Here is a 13,872-nt window from a genome sequence, read left to right as displayed (position 1 = left end):
CACTCTCTGGTGTGAGGGTGCCCGCCCGGGGTGTGGCGTCCTGGTGGTTGTGGACTAGTGAGCGTTGTCTAGGCGCTCGGGGTCGGTGGTGACCAGGATTTTGACGGCGGTTTCGTTGCGGTTGATGAGGGTGTCGAAGCCTTCGTCAATGAGGTTTTCGAGGGCGATTTTGCCGGTGATGAAGGGCTTGAGGTTGATTTTGCCTGATTCGACGAGCTTGATGGTGTCGGGGTGGTTGTTGACGTAGGCGATAGTGCCGCGGAGGTCAACTTCCTTGAGGACGAGTTTTTGCATGTCGAGCTGGGCGGGCTTACCCCAGATGGAGACCACGACGATGACGCCTTGGGGTTTGATGGCGTCGAAGAGGGTATCGAGGACGACGTTGACCGAGGTACATTCGAAGGCGACGTCGGCGCCGCGGCCGTCGGAGAGTTTTTTGACTTCTTCAACGACGTCTACCTCGGCGGGTGAGAGAGCGTAGTCGGCTACTCCTGCGTCGAGGGCCTTTTGGCGGCGAAGGCTGGAGAGTTCGCTCATGATGACGGTTGCGCCCTGGGCTTTGAGGACGGCTGCGGTGAGCAGGCCGATGGGTCCTGCGCCGCCGATGAGGGCGACGTCGCCGTCCTTGACTCCCCCGGCTCGTTCAACGGCGTGGTAGCCCACGGTAAGGGGTTCGATGAGGGCTGCTTCGTCGAGGGGGATGTCCTTGGAGATTTTGTGGACCCAGCGGCGCTTGACGGCAATCTTTTCGGCAAGGCCGCCACCACGACCGGCGAGGCCGATGAAGTTCATATCTTTGGAGAGGTGGTAGTCCTTGTTGCCGGGGCCGGTTTCTACGTCGTCGCGTACGATGTAGGGTTCAACGACGACGTGGTCGCCTACCTCTAGGTCGGTGACACCTTCGCCCAGGGCTTCTACGACACCGGAGAATTCGTGGCCCATGGTGACGGGGGCGGTTTCGCCGGAGATGGGGTGAGGGGTACTGTGGGTGGGGCAGAAGATGGGGCCGTCGAGGTATTCGTGAAGATCGGTGCCGCAGATGCCACACCAGGCTACCTTGATGAGGACTTCGCCAGCACCTGCGGTGGGTTCGTCGATATCTTCGATGCGGATGTCTTTGTTGTCGTAAAAGCGGGCTGCCTTCATGGGAGTCATCACCTGTTTCGATAAGAGGTCTCCCCCGCTACCGGGCTGAGCTGGTAGCGAGGTTTGGTCGTCTATGACCTCTTTCATCCTATCCCCGCAGCACCTGCTTGTGGCGCCGGTTACGCCATATTTCGGCAGGTTGCAGGCATAGCCGCCCCCTTAGGCCCTTCCCGTCATCAGGCCGCCCTCGACGGTAAGTAGAGGCCGCGGGCGGCGCAGCTGCCCCAGTTGATGTGGAGGGTGGTCATGGTGGGTGGGTCTTTCGTTGGTTAGGAGTGGGCGGTGCAGGTGCCGTGGGTGTGGGCTGTGAATTCGTGGTGGTAGGTGGTGAGGGTGTTGGTGATGCTGGTGGACTCAAAGGTGTTGATAGCTGCGTTTGTCTCTGACAGGAGGCCCCGCACAGCTGCACTCGCTGCAGCCAGGTCTGCCTTACGATTGCTATCAACCAGAAGCTGGGCCGGGGAGGTCCAGACCTGCCAGTTCTCTGCCAGCACGACTAGGAGCCGCTACTGGTGGTGTGGGAGGTGGAACCGGCAAGGGCCTGCTGCACATAGGTGGTTGAGCTTGAAGAACTTGAACCGGTATCGGTGCTGCTCTCTGTCGCGCTGCTAGTTGAGCTGCCGGTATCGCTCGTGTCTGTGGTGGCATTCTGGCTTGCAGTTGCGGTTGCGCTGGGTGAGGCCTGCTCGGTCACGGGGCTAGTCACTGAAGTTGTTTCAGTACTCTTCAGGTCTCCATAGGTTTCTACAGCTACTACGGCAGCCCCCAGAGTAGAGGCGGCTACCAGGCCGGCACCTGCCAGGTTTCAGAAGAAAGCTTTGCCTCACCTGCTGGGCAGATGAGGCAAGGCTGTCTTAAGAAATAAGGTGCTCAGATGAGAGCGGGTTATGCAGGGAGCGGCCGTTAGATTCAATGATCTGCCGGTACCAGTCAAAGGACTTCTTGCGGTAGCGTGACATGGTGCCTGAGCCGTCGTCATTCCGGTCCACATAAATCACCCCGTAGCGCTTAGACATCTGGGCGGTGGACATCGACACCAGGTCAATGCAGCCCCACATGGTGTAACCCAGTAGGTCAACCCCGTCCTCCAGGGCCTGCTGCACCTGGAGTAGGTGTTCTCGCATGTAGTCGATGCGATAGTCGTCCTCAACCGTGAACCCGTCCGGCCCGCCTTCCACCAGCTGGTCCTTGGCGCCCAGGCCATTTTCTACGATGAAGAGGGGCTTGCCCCAGCGGTCCCAGAAGTCGTTAAGCACCAGACGCAGACCCACCGGGTCAATCTGCCAACCCCACTCAGAAGCTTCTAGGGTAGGGTTGGGCACTCCCCCGATGATGTTGCCCTCACCGGTATCTGCGGCCCCCGCAGTTTCGCACACCGACATGTAGTAGGAGAAGGAGACAAAATCGACGGTATTCAGCAAATCCTGGCGGTCCTGCTCGGTAATCTCAAGCTGCACCCCTAATTCCCGAAGCTTGCGGAGAAAGTAGCCGGGGTAGGTGCCGCGGCAGTGCACGTCGCCAAAAATATAGTCATCACGCGAGGCCACCTGGGCAGCCAGCACATCTGCCGGGTCGGGGGTCAGGGGGTAGCGGGGAACAGCCAGAATCATGCATCCCACCCGGTTTTGCCCGTCAATCTCATGGGCCAGGCGGGTGGCACGGGCCGAGGCGACCAGTTCATGATGCACCGCCTGATAGAGTCGCTGCGACCCAATCTCGTCAGGCCTTCCTTCAAGCCCCGAGAAGAAGGGAAAATGCAGCACGGAGTTAATCTCGTTGAAGGTAATCCAGTAGCGAACCCTGCCCGCAAAATGGGTCATCACAGAGCGGGCGTACCGCTCAAAGAAACCAATCAGCTGCCGGTTAGCCCACCCGCCGTATTCACGAGCCAGATGCAAAGGGGTCTCATAGTGGCTCAAAGTCACCAGCGGCTCAATCCCGTGGCGAAGCAGCTCGTCGATAACCCGGTCATAGAAGGCCAGACCCTCAGGGTTGGGTTCAGTCTCGTCCCCGCGCGGGAAAATCCGTGACCAGGCAAAGGAAAGGCGGAAGACCTTAAAGCCAAGTTCAGCAAAGAGGGCGATATCGTCTGCGTAGCGGTGGTAGAAGTCGATTCCCTCAAGCTTGAGGTTATCGGGGGTCGGCTGGGCTGTGGGGGCGGACGCCAGCCCCCGCGGCAGCACGTCCTGCACACTCAGCCCCTTGCCACCTTCAGCATAGGCACCCTCAATCTGGTTGGCGGCCGTTGCGCCACCCCACAAAAATCCTTCAGGAAAACTCACCGGCGGCATCCTTTCACGTAGCTACTAGGTCTCACCCCATCCTAGCCCCGCCTCCTGCCCGGCATAAGAGGCAGTCCATATGAAGAAAGCTGGGAGGTTTCGGGGCACTACTCCCGAAACTTCCCAGCTCCCCCTTATATGAGGACAGATCAGCCTTGCAACGGCAAACCAGCTCCCGTCTTTTTCAATTACAGAGCTAACGGTTACACCGCACACGACTATCTGTACATTTATTGATTACCAGATACCGTCAACGCTCTGGCTGCCCCACGGTGAGTAGTTACCGAAGGTGCTTGAATCGATAGTCGAATTAACAGCCAGGTTACCGGAGCCAGCAGGGCCGGCGTAGGTGTACTGGGTCTGTACGAGTGAGTTATGCTCTTCAACCTTCTGGTTGTAGTAGCTCAGGCAAGCCTGCTGCTGAGCCTTATCTGCGATGATGGCAGACAGCAGAGGTGCAGGATCCTTGAGTTCCATGGGGGTAATCATCATCTTGGAGTTGATACGACCCTGGAAAGCGACCAGACCATCGCCAACACCGAAGACCATGTCAGCTTCTGAGCGACCACCGGCATTGGCAGGAATGGTACCGATAAATACCCACTGGTAGGAATGGGTCTTGGTTGCAGCGTTGTAGCCAAGGTCAATCACTTGACCCCATGAGGTGGTAGCGCGAGTCATGCTGCGCTGGCGCTCCTGAGCAGTGGTCTGAACCAGGTCAATATTAATCACCAGGGGATTCAGCGCAGTGTAGGTAACGTCAACATCACCGATGTTCTTGAAATTGACGTAAACGTCAGTAGCAGTACCGTTGTAGGCAGCGAGAGGCTGGTAAATGTTGAGCTCCATAGCCAGGTTCTTGGTCTGGAACTCAGCGAAGGCTGCGTCAATGGCAGCAAGGCTCTCGGTGGAGCACACATCGGGTGAAGCAGCGTAAGCAGGGATTGCAGTGGTTGCAACAACCGCAGGTGCTGCCCAAGCAGCGCCCTTTGCGAGGGTGCGACGTGAAATATTGTGAGTCATTGTTTTCCTTTATGAGTGTGATCAAAACACACAAGACGTGCTACCACAACTCAAGTAGTGCACAACTATTTGAACAGTGGGTACAAGTAATACTAAAACAAAACACCACACTTGTGCCAACTTAAAAGAGCGTTTGTGCCAATTCTTGGTATAAATCACAGATAAACCTGTATATACAGGATCATGGAAACATCAAGATAATTGAACATCAATTCAATAAACCTACTGGTCAGAGTTCACATTTCCACTCGCTTCAGACGGGTGGAACCACGGTGGATATCTGTTTTTATAGACACCCGCCCGTACTGCAATCACAATCCTTAGCATCTATACTTCCCTTGTAAATCAATACATACGGTCTAACTTAAGCCTATCTAGACATCTATCAGCTCTACACCAATGTGCCACCAAGGCGCTGTAGAGTATAAAGAAGCCCCGCTTGCTTACTGCAAGCGAGGCTTCTTTCTTGTGCACCTAGCGTTGAGAGGAGGTCGGGAGGCTTTTACACGTGGTGGTAGGGGCGGCCAGCAGCGATTTCACCGGCCCGATATATCTGCTCCGTGATGATTAAGCGCACCAGCTGGTGGGGGAAGACCAGATCAGAGAGGCTCCAGACGGTATTGGCGCGGGCCCGCACCGAATCGTCCACCCCGTAGGCCCCACCAATCACCAGCACTACCTTCTTAAAGCCCAGCTGGGCTTCCAGCAGGCGAGCCAGGGCAGGAGAGCTCAGCATCTTACCGCGCTCATCGAGCAGCACCAGGTAGTCATCACGATCGACCTTTTCAAGAATGCGGCGGGACTCCTCAGCCCGGGCAGCTTCTTCTGCCAGGGACGAGTGGGGCAAGTACTGCCAGGTAATATCCCAGGGTTTACGCAGACGGGTTTCGTAGCGGTCAATGCCGTCCTTGACCCACTTTTCGTGCTTCTTGCCGATGGCAATAATTTTGATGGTCATTGGTTCTCCTGAAGATTGGGCATTCGGGCTGTAAGAACGGTAAAGGTGGGGGTGCGCTCAAGCTGCCGCACCTGTTCAAAGCGCTCTTCAACCTGCGGCCGGTAGCGAGCGTGTGAGTTATGCACCAGGTAGAGCTGCCCACCGGGAGTCAACAGGCGCAGGGCAGCATCAAGCAGCGGGCCCACCAGGCTAAGGTCAACCGCGGTTCCGGTGTGAAAGGGCGGGTTGAGCATGACGATGTCGGCTACCCCCTGGGGCAGGCGGGAACCGGCGTCGTCCCAGCTCACCTGAACCCGGGCGTCCTGCCCCAGGTTAAGGGCAGCTGACCGGGCAGCGTCCACATCGAGGTCGGTAGCCCAGACCCGGGCAACCTCCACCCCGGCAGGCAGGTGCTCTAGAACCTCGAGGGTCACCGACCCGTTGCCGCACCCCAGATCTACCAGGGTCAGCGGGCGGGCAGGGGCATGCTTCGCCAGGGCAGTGAGGACGTTGGTGGCCAGCAATTGGCCGCCCCGGTCGGGCTTGCCACCTGAGAACACGCCACCGACAGCCTGTAGGGGCCCGGCGGGGCGAGGGGACTCAGATGCTGGGACCGGTGCTGTAGCGAACAGGCAGCGGTGCTTGCCCTTACCCCGCAGACCTCGCACCTGCCCGAAGCTGCGGCCCAGAGTCTGATTGAAGCTGGTACTCATGTGCTTGGTATTGCCACCCAGAATCAGGGTAGTCTCGCTCCCCTGCTCAGCCTGATACCGCGCTAAATCATGGGCGAGGTCGGCGAGCGCGGCGTGACTCTTGGGTAGGTGGCCCAGAGCGATGGCACCGTTGAAGCGGTGGGTGGCGAGAGCCTCATAGAGACTGAAAGTTGAGGAATCTACTTCCCCGTTTTGATCGAGCCCTGCAAGGATAAGGCGGGCGGCGGCGTCCGGAGCGTTTTCTGTGAGAGTGCGGTGCAGGGTCAGGGCGTCTGCGTAGGAGCGTTGCCGGCTGATCACCCGGTGGTTGCCGGGAGCGGTGTGCGCTAGGGCCCAGAAGGTTAGGGCGCCGGTGGGGTCATCGAGGACGAGCACGTCCCCGGTAGTAGCGCCGTCGGGGTCGGATGCGGAGGCGGCATCTGCGAGGATAAGCCGGTCAAGGGCGGTTGCCGAGCCTGCGCTCAGTGAGTCGAGGGGCACGAGCTGGGTGAGGTGGTGGGTACTAGATGTGGGCACCCCTCTAGTATCTCACGGGCGGTAAGGGCCCTAGGTGGGGCGGTGCGTCCACCGAGTGAGATGCCGGGCCGACGAGTGGCGCTAGGGGGACGTACTCCCAGCTTCTCTATCAGTCCGCTGATAAAATACTGGGAGTAGGGCGCCCAGGCCCTGCCCACACCACACACCTGAAACGAGTAGATTGACATGAGCGAACAGACGCCTTCCTCCTACCCCGCACCCAATTACAACACCAACCCCTACCAGCAGCAGGCACCTCAGACCGAGAAGACCAATACCCTGGCGATTCTCAGCCTCGTTTTTGGTTTCCTGGTGAACATCGTCGGTATCGTGCTTGGCTTTGTTGCCCTCAATCAGATTAAGCGCACCGGCGAGAAGGGCCGCGGCCTGGCCATTGCCGGTATCGTCGTGGGCTTCATCAGCCTGATCAGCGGCATCATTTTCGCTATTCTCATGCTTGCTGGGCTCAACGAGGTTGCCAAGTCCGCAGCTGCCTACGAGTCATCGGCTGCCGCTGCAAGCTCGTCCTCTGCTAGCACCCTGGCTACCGAAGAGGTGAGTGAAGAGGCATCGGCAGCTGCCGACGAGGCGTCCGCCCTGGCCTCCGATGCGGCAACCACCGCTGCCCTTGACCCCGCTTCCCCCTACTGTGTTGCTCTCGATGAGTTCCTGGTTGCCTCTGATGGTATCCAGCAGGATGCCACCACCTTAGACGGTTACCTGGCCTCGCTGACCAAGCTTCGTGACAACGCTCCTACCGAAGAGATGCGGGCTTCGCTGACCACCGCTATCGATGCTGTCAATGCCTCTGATGCTGCTACCTTTGAGTCTGCCCTGAACGAGGTTGTGTTCGACCTGGGCCTGGACGCCGTCAACTGCGGCATCGAATAAACCCCGCCTAACCCCCACAACAACAAGGGGCCCCGCACCGTCACGGTGCGGGGCCCCTTTTTGTTTTAGTCGGTCATCTTAACGGTTGCCTGCTGGGGTGCCACCAGGGGCATGGGCTCATATTCAGCGCGCAGGGCTCGCAGACGAGCCACGTGGGCGTGAAGGGCCTTATCTTCATCGGTAGTGGGCGTGAAGGGGCGGGCCGGTAGGGGCTGCCCATCGAGGTCGGTTGCCATGTAGGTCATAGAGGCATGGATAGCTAGGGGTAGCTGGTCGTGACGTTCCCTCGGGTTGCCGGCGCGCAGGTGCACCATCACGCCCATGGACCGCGCATCGGTACGTACCAGGCGGGCGGTCACTTCCACCAGGTCCCCGATATGCACCGGCTGGTAGAAGCGAATTCCACCGGCGTAAACAGCGACGGTGCGCTCGCCGCTCCAGGCCATGGTGACGCTGGTGGCTGCTTCGTCAATCCATTCCATGGCGGTGCCGCCGTGCACATTCCCACCCCAGTTCACGTCGGTGGGCTTAGCCAGGAAGCGGTGGGTGACTTCGGGTGCGGTGGACGCGCTCGTGTAGGTCTGAGAAGTCATTTCGGCTTCAATGGCCTTACGGAGTTCCACGCGAGAGAGCGCCGCCTGCTGCACCCGCTTCTCCTCGTCGGTCACGGGCACGTAAGGAGTAACAGGGGTAGGTTTGCGGTCTTCACCCATGGCAACGAAGATGACCAGGCAGTCGCAGGCGCGGGTGAAGTTGCCGTCCCGGGGGTCAGCGGAGAGCACTTCGTTGACGATATGCATGGTGGAGCGGCCGGTGTAGACAATGCGGGAGCGCACCTCGACCATGTGCCCCGAGGGGATGGGGCGGGTGAAGTGAATATGCCCCACATAGGCGGTGACGCAGTAGGTGCCCGACCAGCCGGCGGCACAGGCGTAGGCGGCCTTGTCGATCCATTCAAGCACGCGTCCGCCGTGTACGCCGGCTGAGCCTGCGATGATAACGTCGGTGGGTGCTGCGAGAAAACGTAGGGTGATGGAGGGCTGCGGGGCAAACTGGGCCATGGTGAGGTTCTTTCTGGTGCTGTGCGGTAAACGGTGCGGACGCCCCTACCAGCTCCCCTGCCCTGGGGCAGGTGGGGCGGTGGTGGCGTCCTTGCCACCGGGCGATGCCGCTACGTGATTGTTATATCGTACGGCATGCGCTGCTATTCACGGAGCTGCGTCTCACCCAATGTCATATTACTTGATATTGAAAGTAATTGAGTTTTAGACTGGGTTTCAGCACGTATCTTCAAAGGAGAAGAGATGAAATCCATCAAACCAGCAATAGCAACCCTGGCCCTGCTGACACTGGTGGCCTGCAGTTCACCGCAGGCAGCAGAACCCACCGGTACCGCACAGAGCCAGAGCAGCACTACGGCCGCTTCAGCTCGCTCATCAGAGAGTAACGCAGACACCGCGACCAGTTCGGCTGACACCGAACTTGTTACAGCCACCAGCGATAACCTGGGCGATACATCACCTGAAACACCTAGCGATCTTGCCCAGCAGCTTGCTGAAGGAGGGCTCGTGATTGTGCACCGGTACACCGGGGCGATACGTCCGTCCAATCCCTCACCAGCACCTGAAGGTTTCATCGATGACGGTCAGCGCATTTCCGAGTCCAGCATCGAGCGCATGAGCGAGCTTGCGGCAAAATATGAGGAGTTAGGGATCCCGGTTTCTAGCGCCCTCTCCAGCGAATACTATTTTGTCTACCAGCACGCTGATCAGGCCATGGACGTGCCGGTTGAAATCAACCGCGACCTAACCGGCTCCCTCAACTTCACCGATGACCAAGAACTTGAAGCCTCACTCCAGGGCCTGCGCAACCGCACCGTTACTCCCCCACCTGCGGGAACCAACACCGTCCTTTTTACCCACCAGGGTAAATTCGATAAAGCCTACGGTTTCTACCCAGACGCAGGCTGGACCCTCATCTTCGCTCCCGATGGAAGCGGCACCCCTCATTTGATAGCCAGCATGCCCCTGGATGAGTTTTTAGAACTGTAACGCCTTACTTACTTCACGTAGCCCACCACCCTGCGGGTTGAGACAGACTATGCTGACCAGCCCGCACACTATCGCCATTCAAGCGGAAGAGCACCTATGAATCATATGATCCGCCAGGCCACCGTCATCGTCATCGGCGGCGGACAGGCCGGCCTATCGGCCAGCTACCACCTAGCCCAGCGCGGCTACGCCAATGCTCTGACCCACCCCACAGCCCCACTCACCTACATCACCTTCGATGCGGCTGAAGGGCCCGGCGGCGCCTGGCGCCACCGCTGGGACTCCCTGACCATGGCCACCGTCAACAACATCTTTGACCTCCCCGACTTTCCCCGGCCCCATGTAGAGCTGACCGAGCCCAGCAAACGGGCTATCCCCTCCTATTTCTCCGACTTTGAGGCAGCCCAAGAACTGGCTATCGCCCGGCCGGTCGCCGTCCTTGCCGTTACCGCAACCGGCAACCCCAGCCTCCCCTTCGAACTCGCCACCACCAACGGCACCTGGCAGGCAGCAGCAATCATCAATGCCACCGGCACCTGGAATAACCCCATCTTGCCCGCCTACCCGGGGCAGGCGTCCTTTCAGGGGCGGCAACTTCACACCCGCGACTACCTGCGGCTCGAGGACTTCACCGGCCAGCGGGTCGCGATTGTGGGCGGCGGTATCTCAGCGGTGCAGCAACTAGAGGAAATCTCGCGGGTTGCCACCACCTTCTGGTACACCCGGCGCGAACCGGTCTTCCGCAAAACCGAGTTCAACACCGAATACGGGCGCGACGTGGTAGCCCGCGTCACCGCCGACGCTGAGGCTGGGATCCCCACCGGGTCGGTCGTCAGCTACACCGGCCTGGGGTGGACGCCCTACGCCAGGGCCGCCAAAGCCCGCGGCGCCCTGAACCGCCGCCCCATGTTCGGCAGCATCGACGCAACCGGCGTGATTGAGGCTGACGGCAGCCACACCGACCTTGACGCTATCCTGTGGGCTACCGGGTTTAAACCGGCGCTCGCCCACCTTGACCCGCTGGGTCTGCGCAACGAGCTGGGCGCTATTCAGATGGACGGTACCCAGGTAGCCACCCAGCCCCGTCTGCACCTTATCGGCTACGGCCCCAGCCAATCGACGGTGGGGGCTAACCGGGCTGGTCGAATCGCGGTGCGCAAGCTCCACAAGCTGCTGACCCGCTAGCGGGCTCATCGCCCGTCCCTCGCTGCTACCGACCCCGCCCAGAGACCGACCGGTTGAGAACGAATGAGGGCAGCAAGGCCAGGGCCGAAATGCAGGCCAGGGCCGGGAAGGATGTCGCTGCCATAATAAATCCCGAAGCCAGGGCAGCGATTGCCGCGCCCAGGTTGGTGAGAGAGTCTAGGCCACCTGCTGCCCGGGTGCGGCTTTCAGCCGGCAAGGACGCCGCAAAGAGAGCGGAGGCCGCAACAAAGGTTGCCGACCAGCCCACCCCGAGCAGGATTAGGCTAACCACCATGGCAGTTTCCCGGTGCGGGGCAAGGGCGCCAAGGGCTACCGCTGCTAAGAGCAGGGCGGTGCCGATGAGTATCATGGTACGCTCCCCCAGCCGGTCTGCGCCCAGCCCCATCAGGGGTGAGATCCCGTACATGCCCAGCACATGCAGGCTGATAGTCAGGCCGATGATTTCGATACCGGCACCCTGGTGGTTCATGTGCACCGGGGTCATGGTCATCACCGACACCATCACTATGTGCGCACACAGCAGGCTGGTGGCAGCAGCCCGAGCCTGCCGGTTGCCCGCAATTTCGCGGGTAAAGGCCCCGATTTTTGCGCCCAGGGTGGGTTTCTTCGGCGCGGACGCCCGCTCCCCCTGCCCTGCCCCGGGTAGGCCGGGGGCGGCGTCCTTGTCAGTACCGGGGAGGAGGGTGAAGACCAGCAGGGTCGCGGTGGCCATAGCAATCGCCGCCAGGGCAAAGGCTGCACTGTAAAGGTTGGTGCCCAGGGATGGCGCGAGCGCGGCGGCAGGGGTGCCAATGTTAGGGCCGAGGACAGAGCCGATGGTACCCACCCAGACGATGAAGCTGAGGGCTGAGCCGCGGTTGGCGTCGGTGGCGTGGTCGGTCGCTGCGAAGCGGGCTTGGAGGGCGGCGGCGGAGCCTGCTCCCATGAGGAGTAGGCCCAGGGCTACCAGGGTGATGCTGGTGGTGGAGGCGGCGAAGGCTAGCAGGGTGGCGCCGATGCTTGCAGTGGCCCAGCCGGTAGTGAGGGCGGTGCGGCGGCTGGTGCGGGCTGCGAGGTTGGCTAACGGTATGCCAAAGAGTGCGGCCCCGAAGGTGGAGGCGGTGCGGGCAATTCCAGCCAGTGCCTCGTTCTGGGTGACCTCGCTGGCCAGGAGCACGCCGATGGAGGGAGCTGCACCCACCCCGATGGTGCCAAAGACCTGGGTGAGGGCCAGGGCCCAGAGGACGCGGCGCTGCTGGTGGGTGTTCATGAGTTTTAGTTTACTGAGGTGCGGCAGGGTTCAGAGTCCTTGCCCCCCGGAATTCACTGTGTGAAGCAGCCTCCTCTGCGCTGTGGGTTTTTCGCTACTATGAGGAGCTATGACCCTTACCCTTTGGCTTTCCCTCGTCGCTGCCTGCCTGGTGATTTCTTTAACCCCGGGGGCAGGTGCGGTGAACACCATGACGACCTCCCTGCTGCACGGCTGGAAGAAGGCCTTTTTCACGGTCATGGGGCAGCAACTGGCCCTGGTGGTTCAGATCGCTATTGTGGCCGCTGGCCTGGGTGTGGTGGTCGCTAATTCGCCGGTACTTTTCGATGTGATTCGCTACGGTGGGGCTGTCTACCTGGTTTACCTCGGGTTACGCATGATTCTTGCCCGCCCTCAAACCTCGCAGCAAGCCCGAGACGAGGCAGAAAGTGGGGCGGGTGCGTCCGCTCCGCAGGAGCAAGGACGCCGCACCCGCCCGGGTGCGCGGCTGCAACCGGGTTCCCCCTTGGCACTGTTTAATAGGGGGTTCTGGGTCAATATGTCTAACCCCAAGGCCATTGTTTTTATTTTGGCTTTCATGCCCCAGTTCGTGCGGCCGGACGCCCCGCAGCTGCCCCAGTATCTGGTGCTGGCGGGCACTATGGTGGCCATCGATATTGTGGTCATGTGGGGTGGTTTTGCTGTGGTTGCCAAGTCCCTGACCAGGCTATCACACTCGGAGCGCGGGCAGACGATACTGAACCGGGTCTTTGGCTCCCTCTTTATTCTGGTCGCTGCTCTCATGGTCTTTGCAGGGCACTAGGGTTCCCGCACTTCCCCTACCGCATCTGCTAAGGGCAGGCTGAAGCCCTCTGGGGCCTGCGCGCCGTAGACTAGGGTAAATCGTCCTATCTAGTTTGAGGAGTTTTCATGGCTCACATCGGCATTATTCTTGGTTCTACCCGTCCTACCCGCATTAGCCCGGTGGTGGGCGCCTGGGCGCAGGAGCGGCTGGCTGCCCTAGGTAACCACACCTACGAAATCATTGACCTAGTGGAGCAGAACCTACCTCACTTCGATGAGCCAGCCTCCCCTAAGTCGGGGGCTCCTTACCAGCACCAGCACACCCGCGATTGGTCTGAGCTGGTTTCTGGCTTTGACGGTTTTGTGGTGGCCCTGCCTGAATACAACGGTGGTCTGCCGGCTGTGTTGAAGAATGCCATGGACTACCTGTTTGCTGAATGGAAGGGTAAGCCGGTTGCGGTGGTGTCCTATGGTTTTGGGGCGGGTCTCAAGTCAGCTGCGCAGTTTGAGCTGATCTGCCCGAACTACGGCCTGGTGCTGATACCCGCGGCGGTGAATATCAAGTTGAGCCGCGCAATGTTTGATGCTGAGGGTAAAATTTCGGACGCCGCCACCGCTTTTGCAGATTACGAGCAGGCCCTGCCCATCGTAGATAAGGCTCTGGGCGAAGCACTGGCGTAAGCCAGTTCAGCTGGATTAGGGTAGGGTTCGCAGGATTTTTTCGAGCGGACGCCCCTTGGCGATCTCGTCAACGAGTTTGTCCAGGTAGCGGATTTGTTGCATGAGGGGGTCTTCGATGTCTTGCACCTTGTACCCGCAAATAGAGCCGGTAATCAGGCTGGCGGCGGGATTGAGCTGGGCTGCGGCGAAGAAGTCGCGAAAGGACGTCCGCCCCTCAAGGTGGCGGGCCAGGTCGGGCCGGCTGTAGCCGGTGAGCCAGCAGGTGACGGTTTCAACCAGGGTGGTGTCCTGCCCCTTGCGTTCCACCTTGGCCAGGTAGTGGGGCCAGACCTCGGCGACGGGCATGTCAAAGATTTTGTGGGTCATTATTCATACCTCTTTCTAGCAATGAAAG

General features: G+C 60.0%; 15 protein-coding genes. 5 read left to right on the top strand and 10 right to left on the bottom strand.

Annotated features, from left to right (window positions below; translation table 11 throughout):
• Positions 1 to 54: 54 nt before the first annotated feature.
• The 7 genes from L6963_RS02815 to L6963_RS02785 all read right to left on the bottom strand — a co-directional run bounded on the left by L6963_RS02815 (position 55) and on the right by L6963_RS02785 (position 6,617).
• Positions 55 to 1,146 (bottom strand): 2,3-butanediol dehydrogenase, encoded by a 1,092-nt coding sequence (locus L6963_RS02815; RefSeq protein WP_237206656.1) that lies wholly within the window; start codon positions 1,144 to 1,146, stop codon positions 55 to 57.
• Positions 1,147 to 1,415: 269 nt separating this feature from the next.
• Positions 1,416 to 1,640, bottom strand: coding sequence for a hypothetical protein (locus tag L6963_RS02810; protein ID WP_237193927.1), 225 nt, complete (start codon positions 1,638 to 1,640; stop codon positions 1,416 to 1,418).
• 2 nt (positions 1,641 to 1,642) lie between these two features.
• Positions 1,643 to 1,852: a hypothetical protein gene (locus tag L6963_RS02805; protein WP_237193929.1), complete on the bottom strand. Its 210-nt coding sequence runs from the start codon at positions 1,850 to 1,852 to the stop codon at positions 1,643 to 1,645.
• A 148-nt stretch (positions 1,853 to 2,000) separates the two neighbouring features.
• The gene (locus tag L6963_RS02800; RefSeq protein WP_237206563.1) at positions 2,001 to 3,437 is read right to left on the bottom strand and encodes a glycoside hydrolase family 1 protein; all 1,437 of its coding nucleotides are present in this window, start codon (positions 3,435 to 3,437) and stop codon (positions 2,001 to 2,003) included.
• 228 nt (positions 3,438 to 3,665) lie between these two features.
• On the bottom strand, positions 3,666 to 4,451 hold the full coding sequence (locus tag L6963_RS02795) for a hypothetical protein (protein WP_237193933.1): 786 nt from the start codon (positions 4,449 to 4,451) through the stop codon (positions 3,666 to 3,668).
• 502 nt (positions 4,452 to 4,953) lie between these two features.
• Positions 4,954 to 5,409: a 23S rRNA (pseudouridine(1915)-N(3))-methyltransferase RlmH gene (locus L6963_RS02790; RefSeq protein WP_237193935.1), complete on the bottom strand. Its 456-nt coding sequence runs from the start codon at positions 5,407 to 5,409 to the stop codon at positions 4,954 to 4,956.
• Positions 5,406 to 6,617, bottom strand: coding sequence for a class I SAM-dependent methyltransferase (locus L6963_RS02785; RefSeq protein WP_237206562.1), 1,212 nt, complete (start codon positions 6,615 to 6,617; stop codon positions 5,406 to 5,408). Before L6963_RS02785 ends, L6963_RS02790 begins: the two co-directional genes overlap by 4 nt.
• Positions 6,618 to 6,803: 186 nt before the next feature.
• On the opposite strand from L6963_RS02785, the gene L6963_RS02780 reads away from it, so the two are divergent.
• Complete coding sequence (locus L6963_RS02780) at positions 6,804 to 7,508, top strand: DUF4190 domain-containing protein (protein WP_237206561.1); 705 nt, start codon at positions 6,804 to 6,806, stop codon at positions 7,506 to 7,508.
• Between the two features lie 65 nt (positions 7,509 to 7,573).
• Here L6963_RS02780 and L6963_RS02775 read toward each other — a convergent pair whose 3' ends face one another.
• Positions 7,574 to 8,569 (bottom strand): acyl-CoA thioesterase, encoded by a 996-nt coding sequence (locus L6963_RS02775; protein ID WP_237199364.1) that lies wholly within the window; start codon positions 8,567 to 8,569, stop codon positions 7,574 to 7,576.
• Between the two features lie 243 nt (positions 8,570 to 8,812).
• Here L6963_RS02775 and L6963_RS02770 point away from each other — a divergent pair, with 243 nt between their 5' ends.
• On the top strand, positions 8,813 to 9,559 hold the full coding sequence (locus L6963_RS02770) for a hypothetical protein (protein ID WP_237206560.1): 747 nt from the start codon (positions 8,813 to 8,815) through the stop codon (positions 9,557 to 9,559).
• 96 nt (positions 9,560 to 9,655) lie between these two features.
• Complete coding sequence (locus L6963_RS02765; RefSeq protein ID WP_237206559.1) at positions 9,656 to 10,744, top strand: NAD(P)-binding domain-containing protein; 1,089 nt, start codon at positions 9,656 to 9,658, stop codon at positions 10,742 to 10,744.
• Between the two features lie 25 nt (positions 10,745 to 10,769).
• On the opposite strand, the gene L6963_RS02760 is transcribed toward L6963_RS02765, so the two are convergent.
• Positions 10,770 to 12,014 carry an MFS transporter gene (locus tag L6963_RS02760; protein ID WP_237206558.1) on the bottom strand — a complete coding sequence of 415 codons (1,245 nt, stop codon included), beginning with the start codon at positions 12,012 to 12,014 and terminating at the stop codon, positions 10,770 to 10,772.
• Positions 12,015 to 12,123: 109 nt separating this feature from the next.
• Between L6963_RS02760 and L6963_RS02755 the strand changes: the two genes are divergently transcribed.
• Positions 12,124 to 12,816, top strand: coding sequence for a LysE family transporter (locus tag L6963_RS02755; RefSeq protein ID WP_237206557.1), 693 nt, complete (start codon positions 12,124 to 12,126; stop codon positions 12,814 to 12,816).
• A 107-nt stretch (positions 12,817 to 12,923) separates the two neighbouring features.
• The gene (locus tag L6963_RS02750; protein ID WP_237206556.1) at positions 12,924 to 13,478 is read left to right on the top strand and encodes an NADPH-dependent FMN reductase; all 555 of its coding nucleotides are present in this window, start codon (positions 12,924 to 12,926) and stop codon (positions 13,476 to 13,478) included.
• 15 nt (positions 13,479 to 13,493) lie between these two features.
• Here the strand turns inward: L6963_RS02750 and L6963_RS02745 are convergent, their stop codons facing one another.
• Positions 13,494 to 13,844, bottom strand: a complete 351-nt coding sequence (locus L6963_RS02745) for a DUF2200 domain-containing protein (protein WP_237206555.1) — start codon at positions 13,842 to 13,844, stop codon at positions 13,494 to 13,496.
• Between the last annotated feature and the right edge of the window lie 28 nt (positions 13,845 to 13,872).

Source organism: Rothia nasimurium, assembly GCF_928392795.1.
Taxonomy (GTDB): Bacteria; Actinomycetota; Actinomycetes; order Actinomycetales; family Micrococcaceae; genus Rothia; species Rothia nasimurium_F.
This window is presented reverse-complemented; position numbering and strand designations above follow the sequence as displayed.

Bases quoted from the DNA above. Each gene is read 5' to 3' on its own strand.
- L6963_RS02795 (WP_237193933.1), bottom strand. From the start codon at position 4,451: ATGACTCACAATATTTCACGTCGCACCCTCGCAAAGGGCGCTGCTTGG.
- L6963_RS02780 (WP_237206561.1), top strand. From the start codon at position 6,804: ATGAGCGAACAGACGCCTTCCTCCTACCCCGCACCCAATTACAACACC.
- L6963_RS02770 (WP_237206560.1), top strand. From the start codon at position 8,813: ATGAAATCCATCAAACCAGCAATAGCAACCCTGGCCCTGCTGACACTG.
- L6963_RS02760 (WP_237206558.1), bottom strand. From the start codon at position 12,014: ATGAACACCCACCAGCAGCGCCGCGTCCTCTGGGCCCTGGCCCTCACC.
- L6963_RS02755 (WP_237206557.1), top strand. From the start codon at position 12,124: ATGACCCTTACCCTTTGGCTTTCCCTCGTCGCTGCCTGCCTGGTGATT.
- L6963_RS02790 (WP_237193935.1), bottom strand. From the start codon at position 5,409: ATGACCATCAAAATTATTGCCATCGGCAAGAAGCACGAAAAGTGGGTC.
- L6963_RS02775 (WP_237199364.1), bottom strand. From the start codon at position 8,569: ATGGCCCAGTTTGCCCCGCAGCCCTCCATCACCCTACGTTTTCTCGCA.
- L6963_RS02750 (WP_237206556.1), top strand. From the start codon at position 12,924: ATGGCTCACATCGGCATTATTCTTGGTTCTACCCGTCCTACCCGCATT.
- L6963_RS02765 (WP_237206559.1), top strand. From the start codon at position 9,656: ATGAATCATATGATCCGCCAGGCCACCGTCATCGTCATCGGCGGCGGA.
- L6963_RS02800 (WP_237206563.1), bottom strand. From the start codon at position 3,437: ATGCCGCCGGTGAGTTTTCCTGAAGGATTTTTGTGGGGTGGCGCAACG.
- L6963_RS02815 (WP_237206656.1), bottom strand. From the start codon at position 1,146: ATGAAGGCAGCCCGCTTTTACGACAACAAAGACATCCGCATCGAAGAT.
- L6963_RS02745 (WP_237206555.1), bottom strand. From the start codon at position 13,844: ATGACCCACAAAATCTTTGACATGCCCGTCGCCGAGGTCTGGCCCCAC.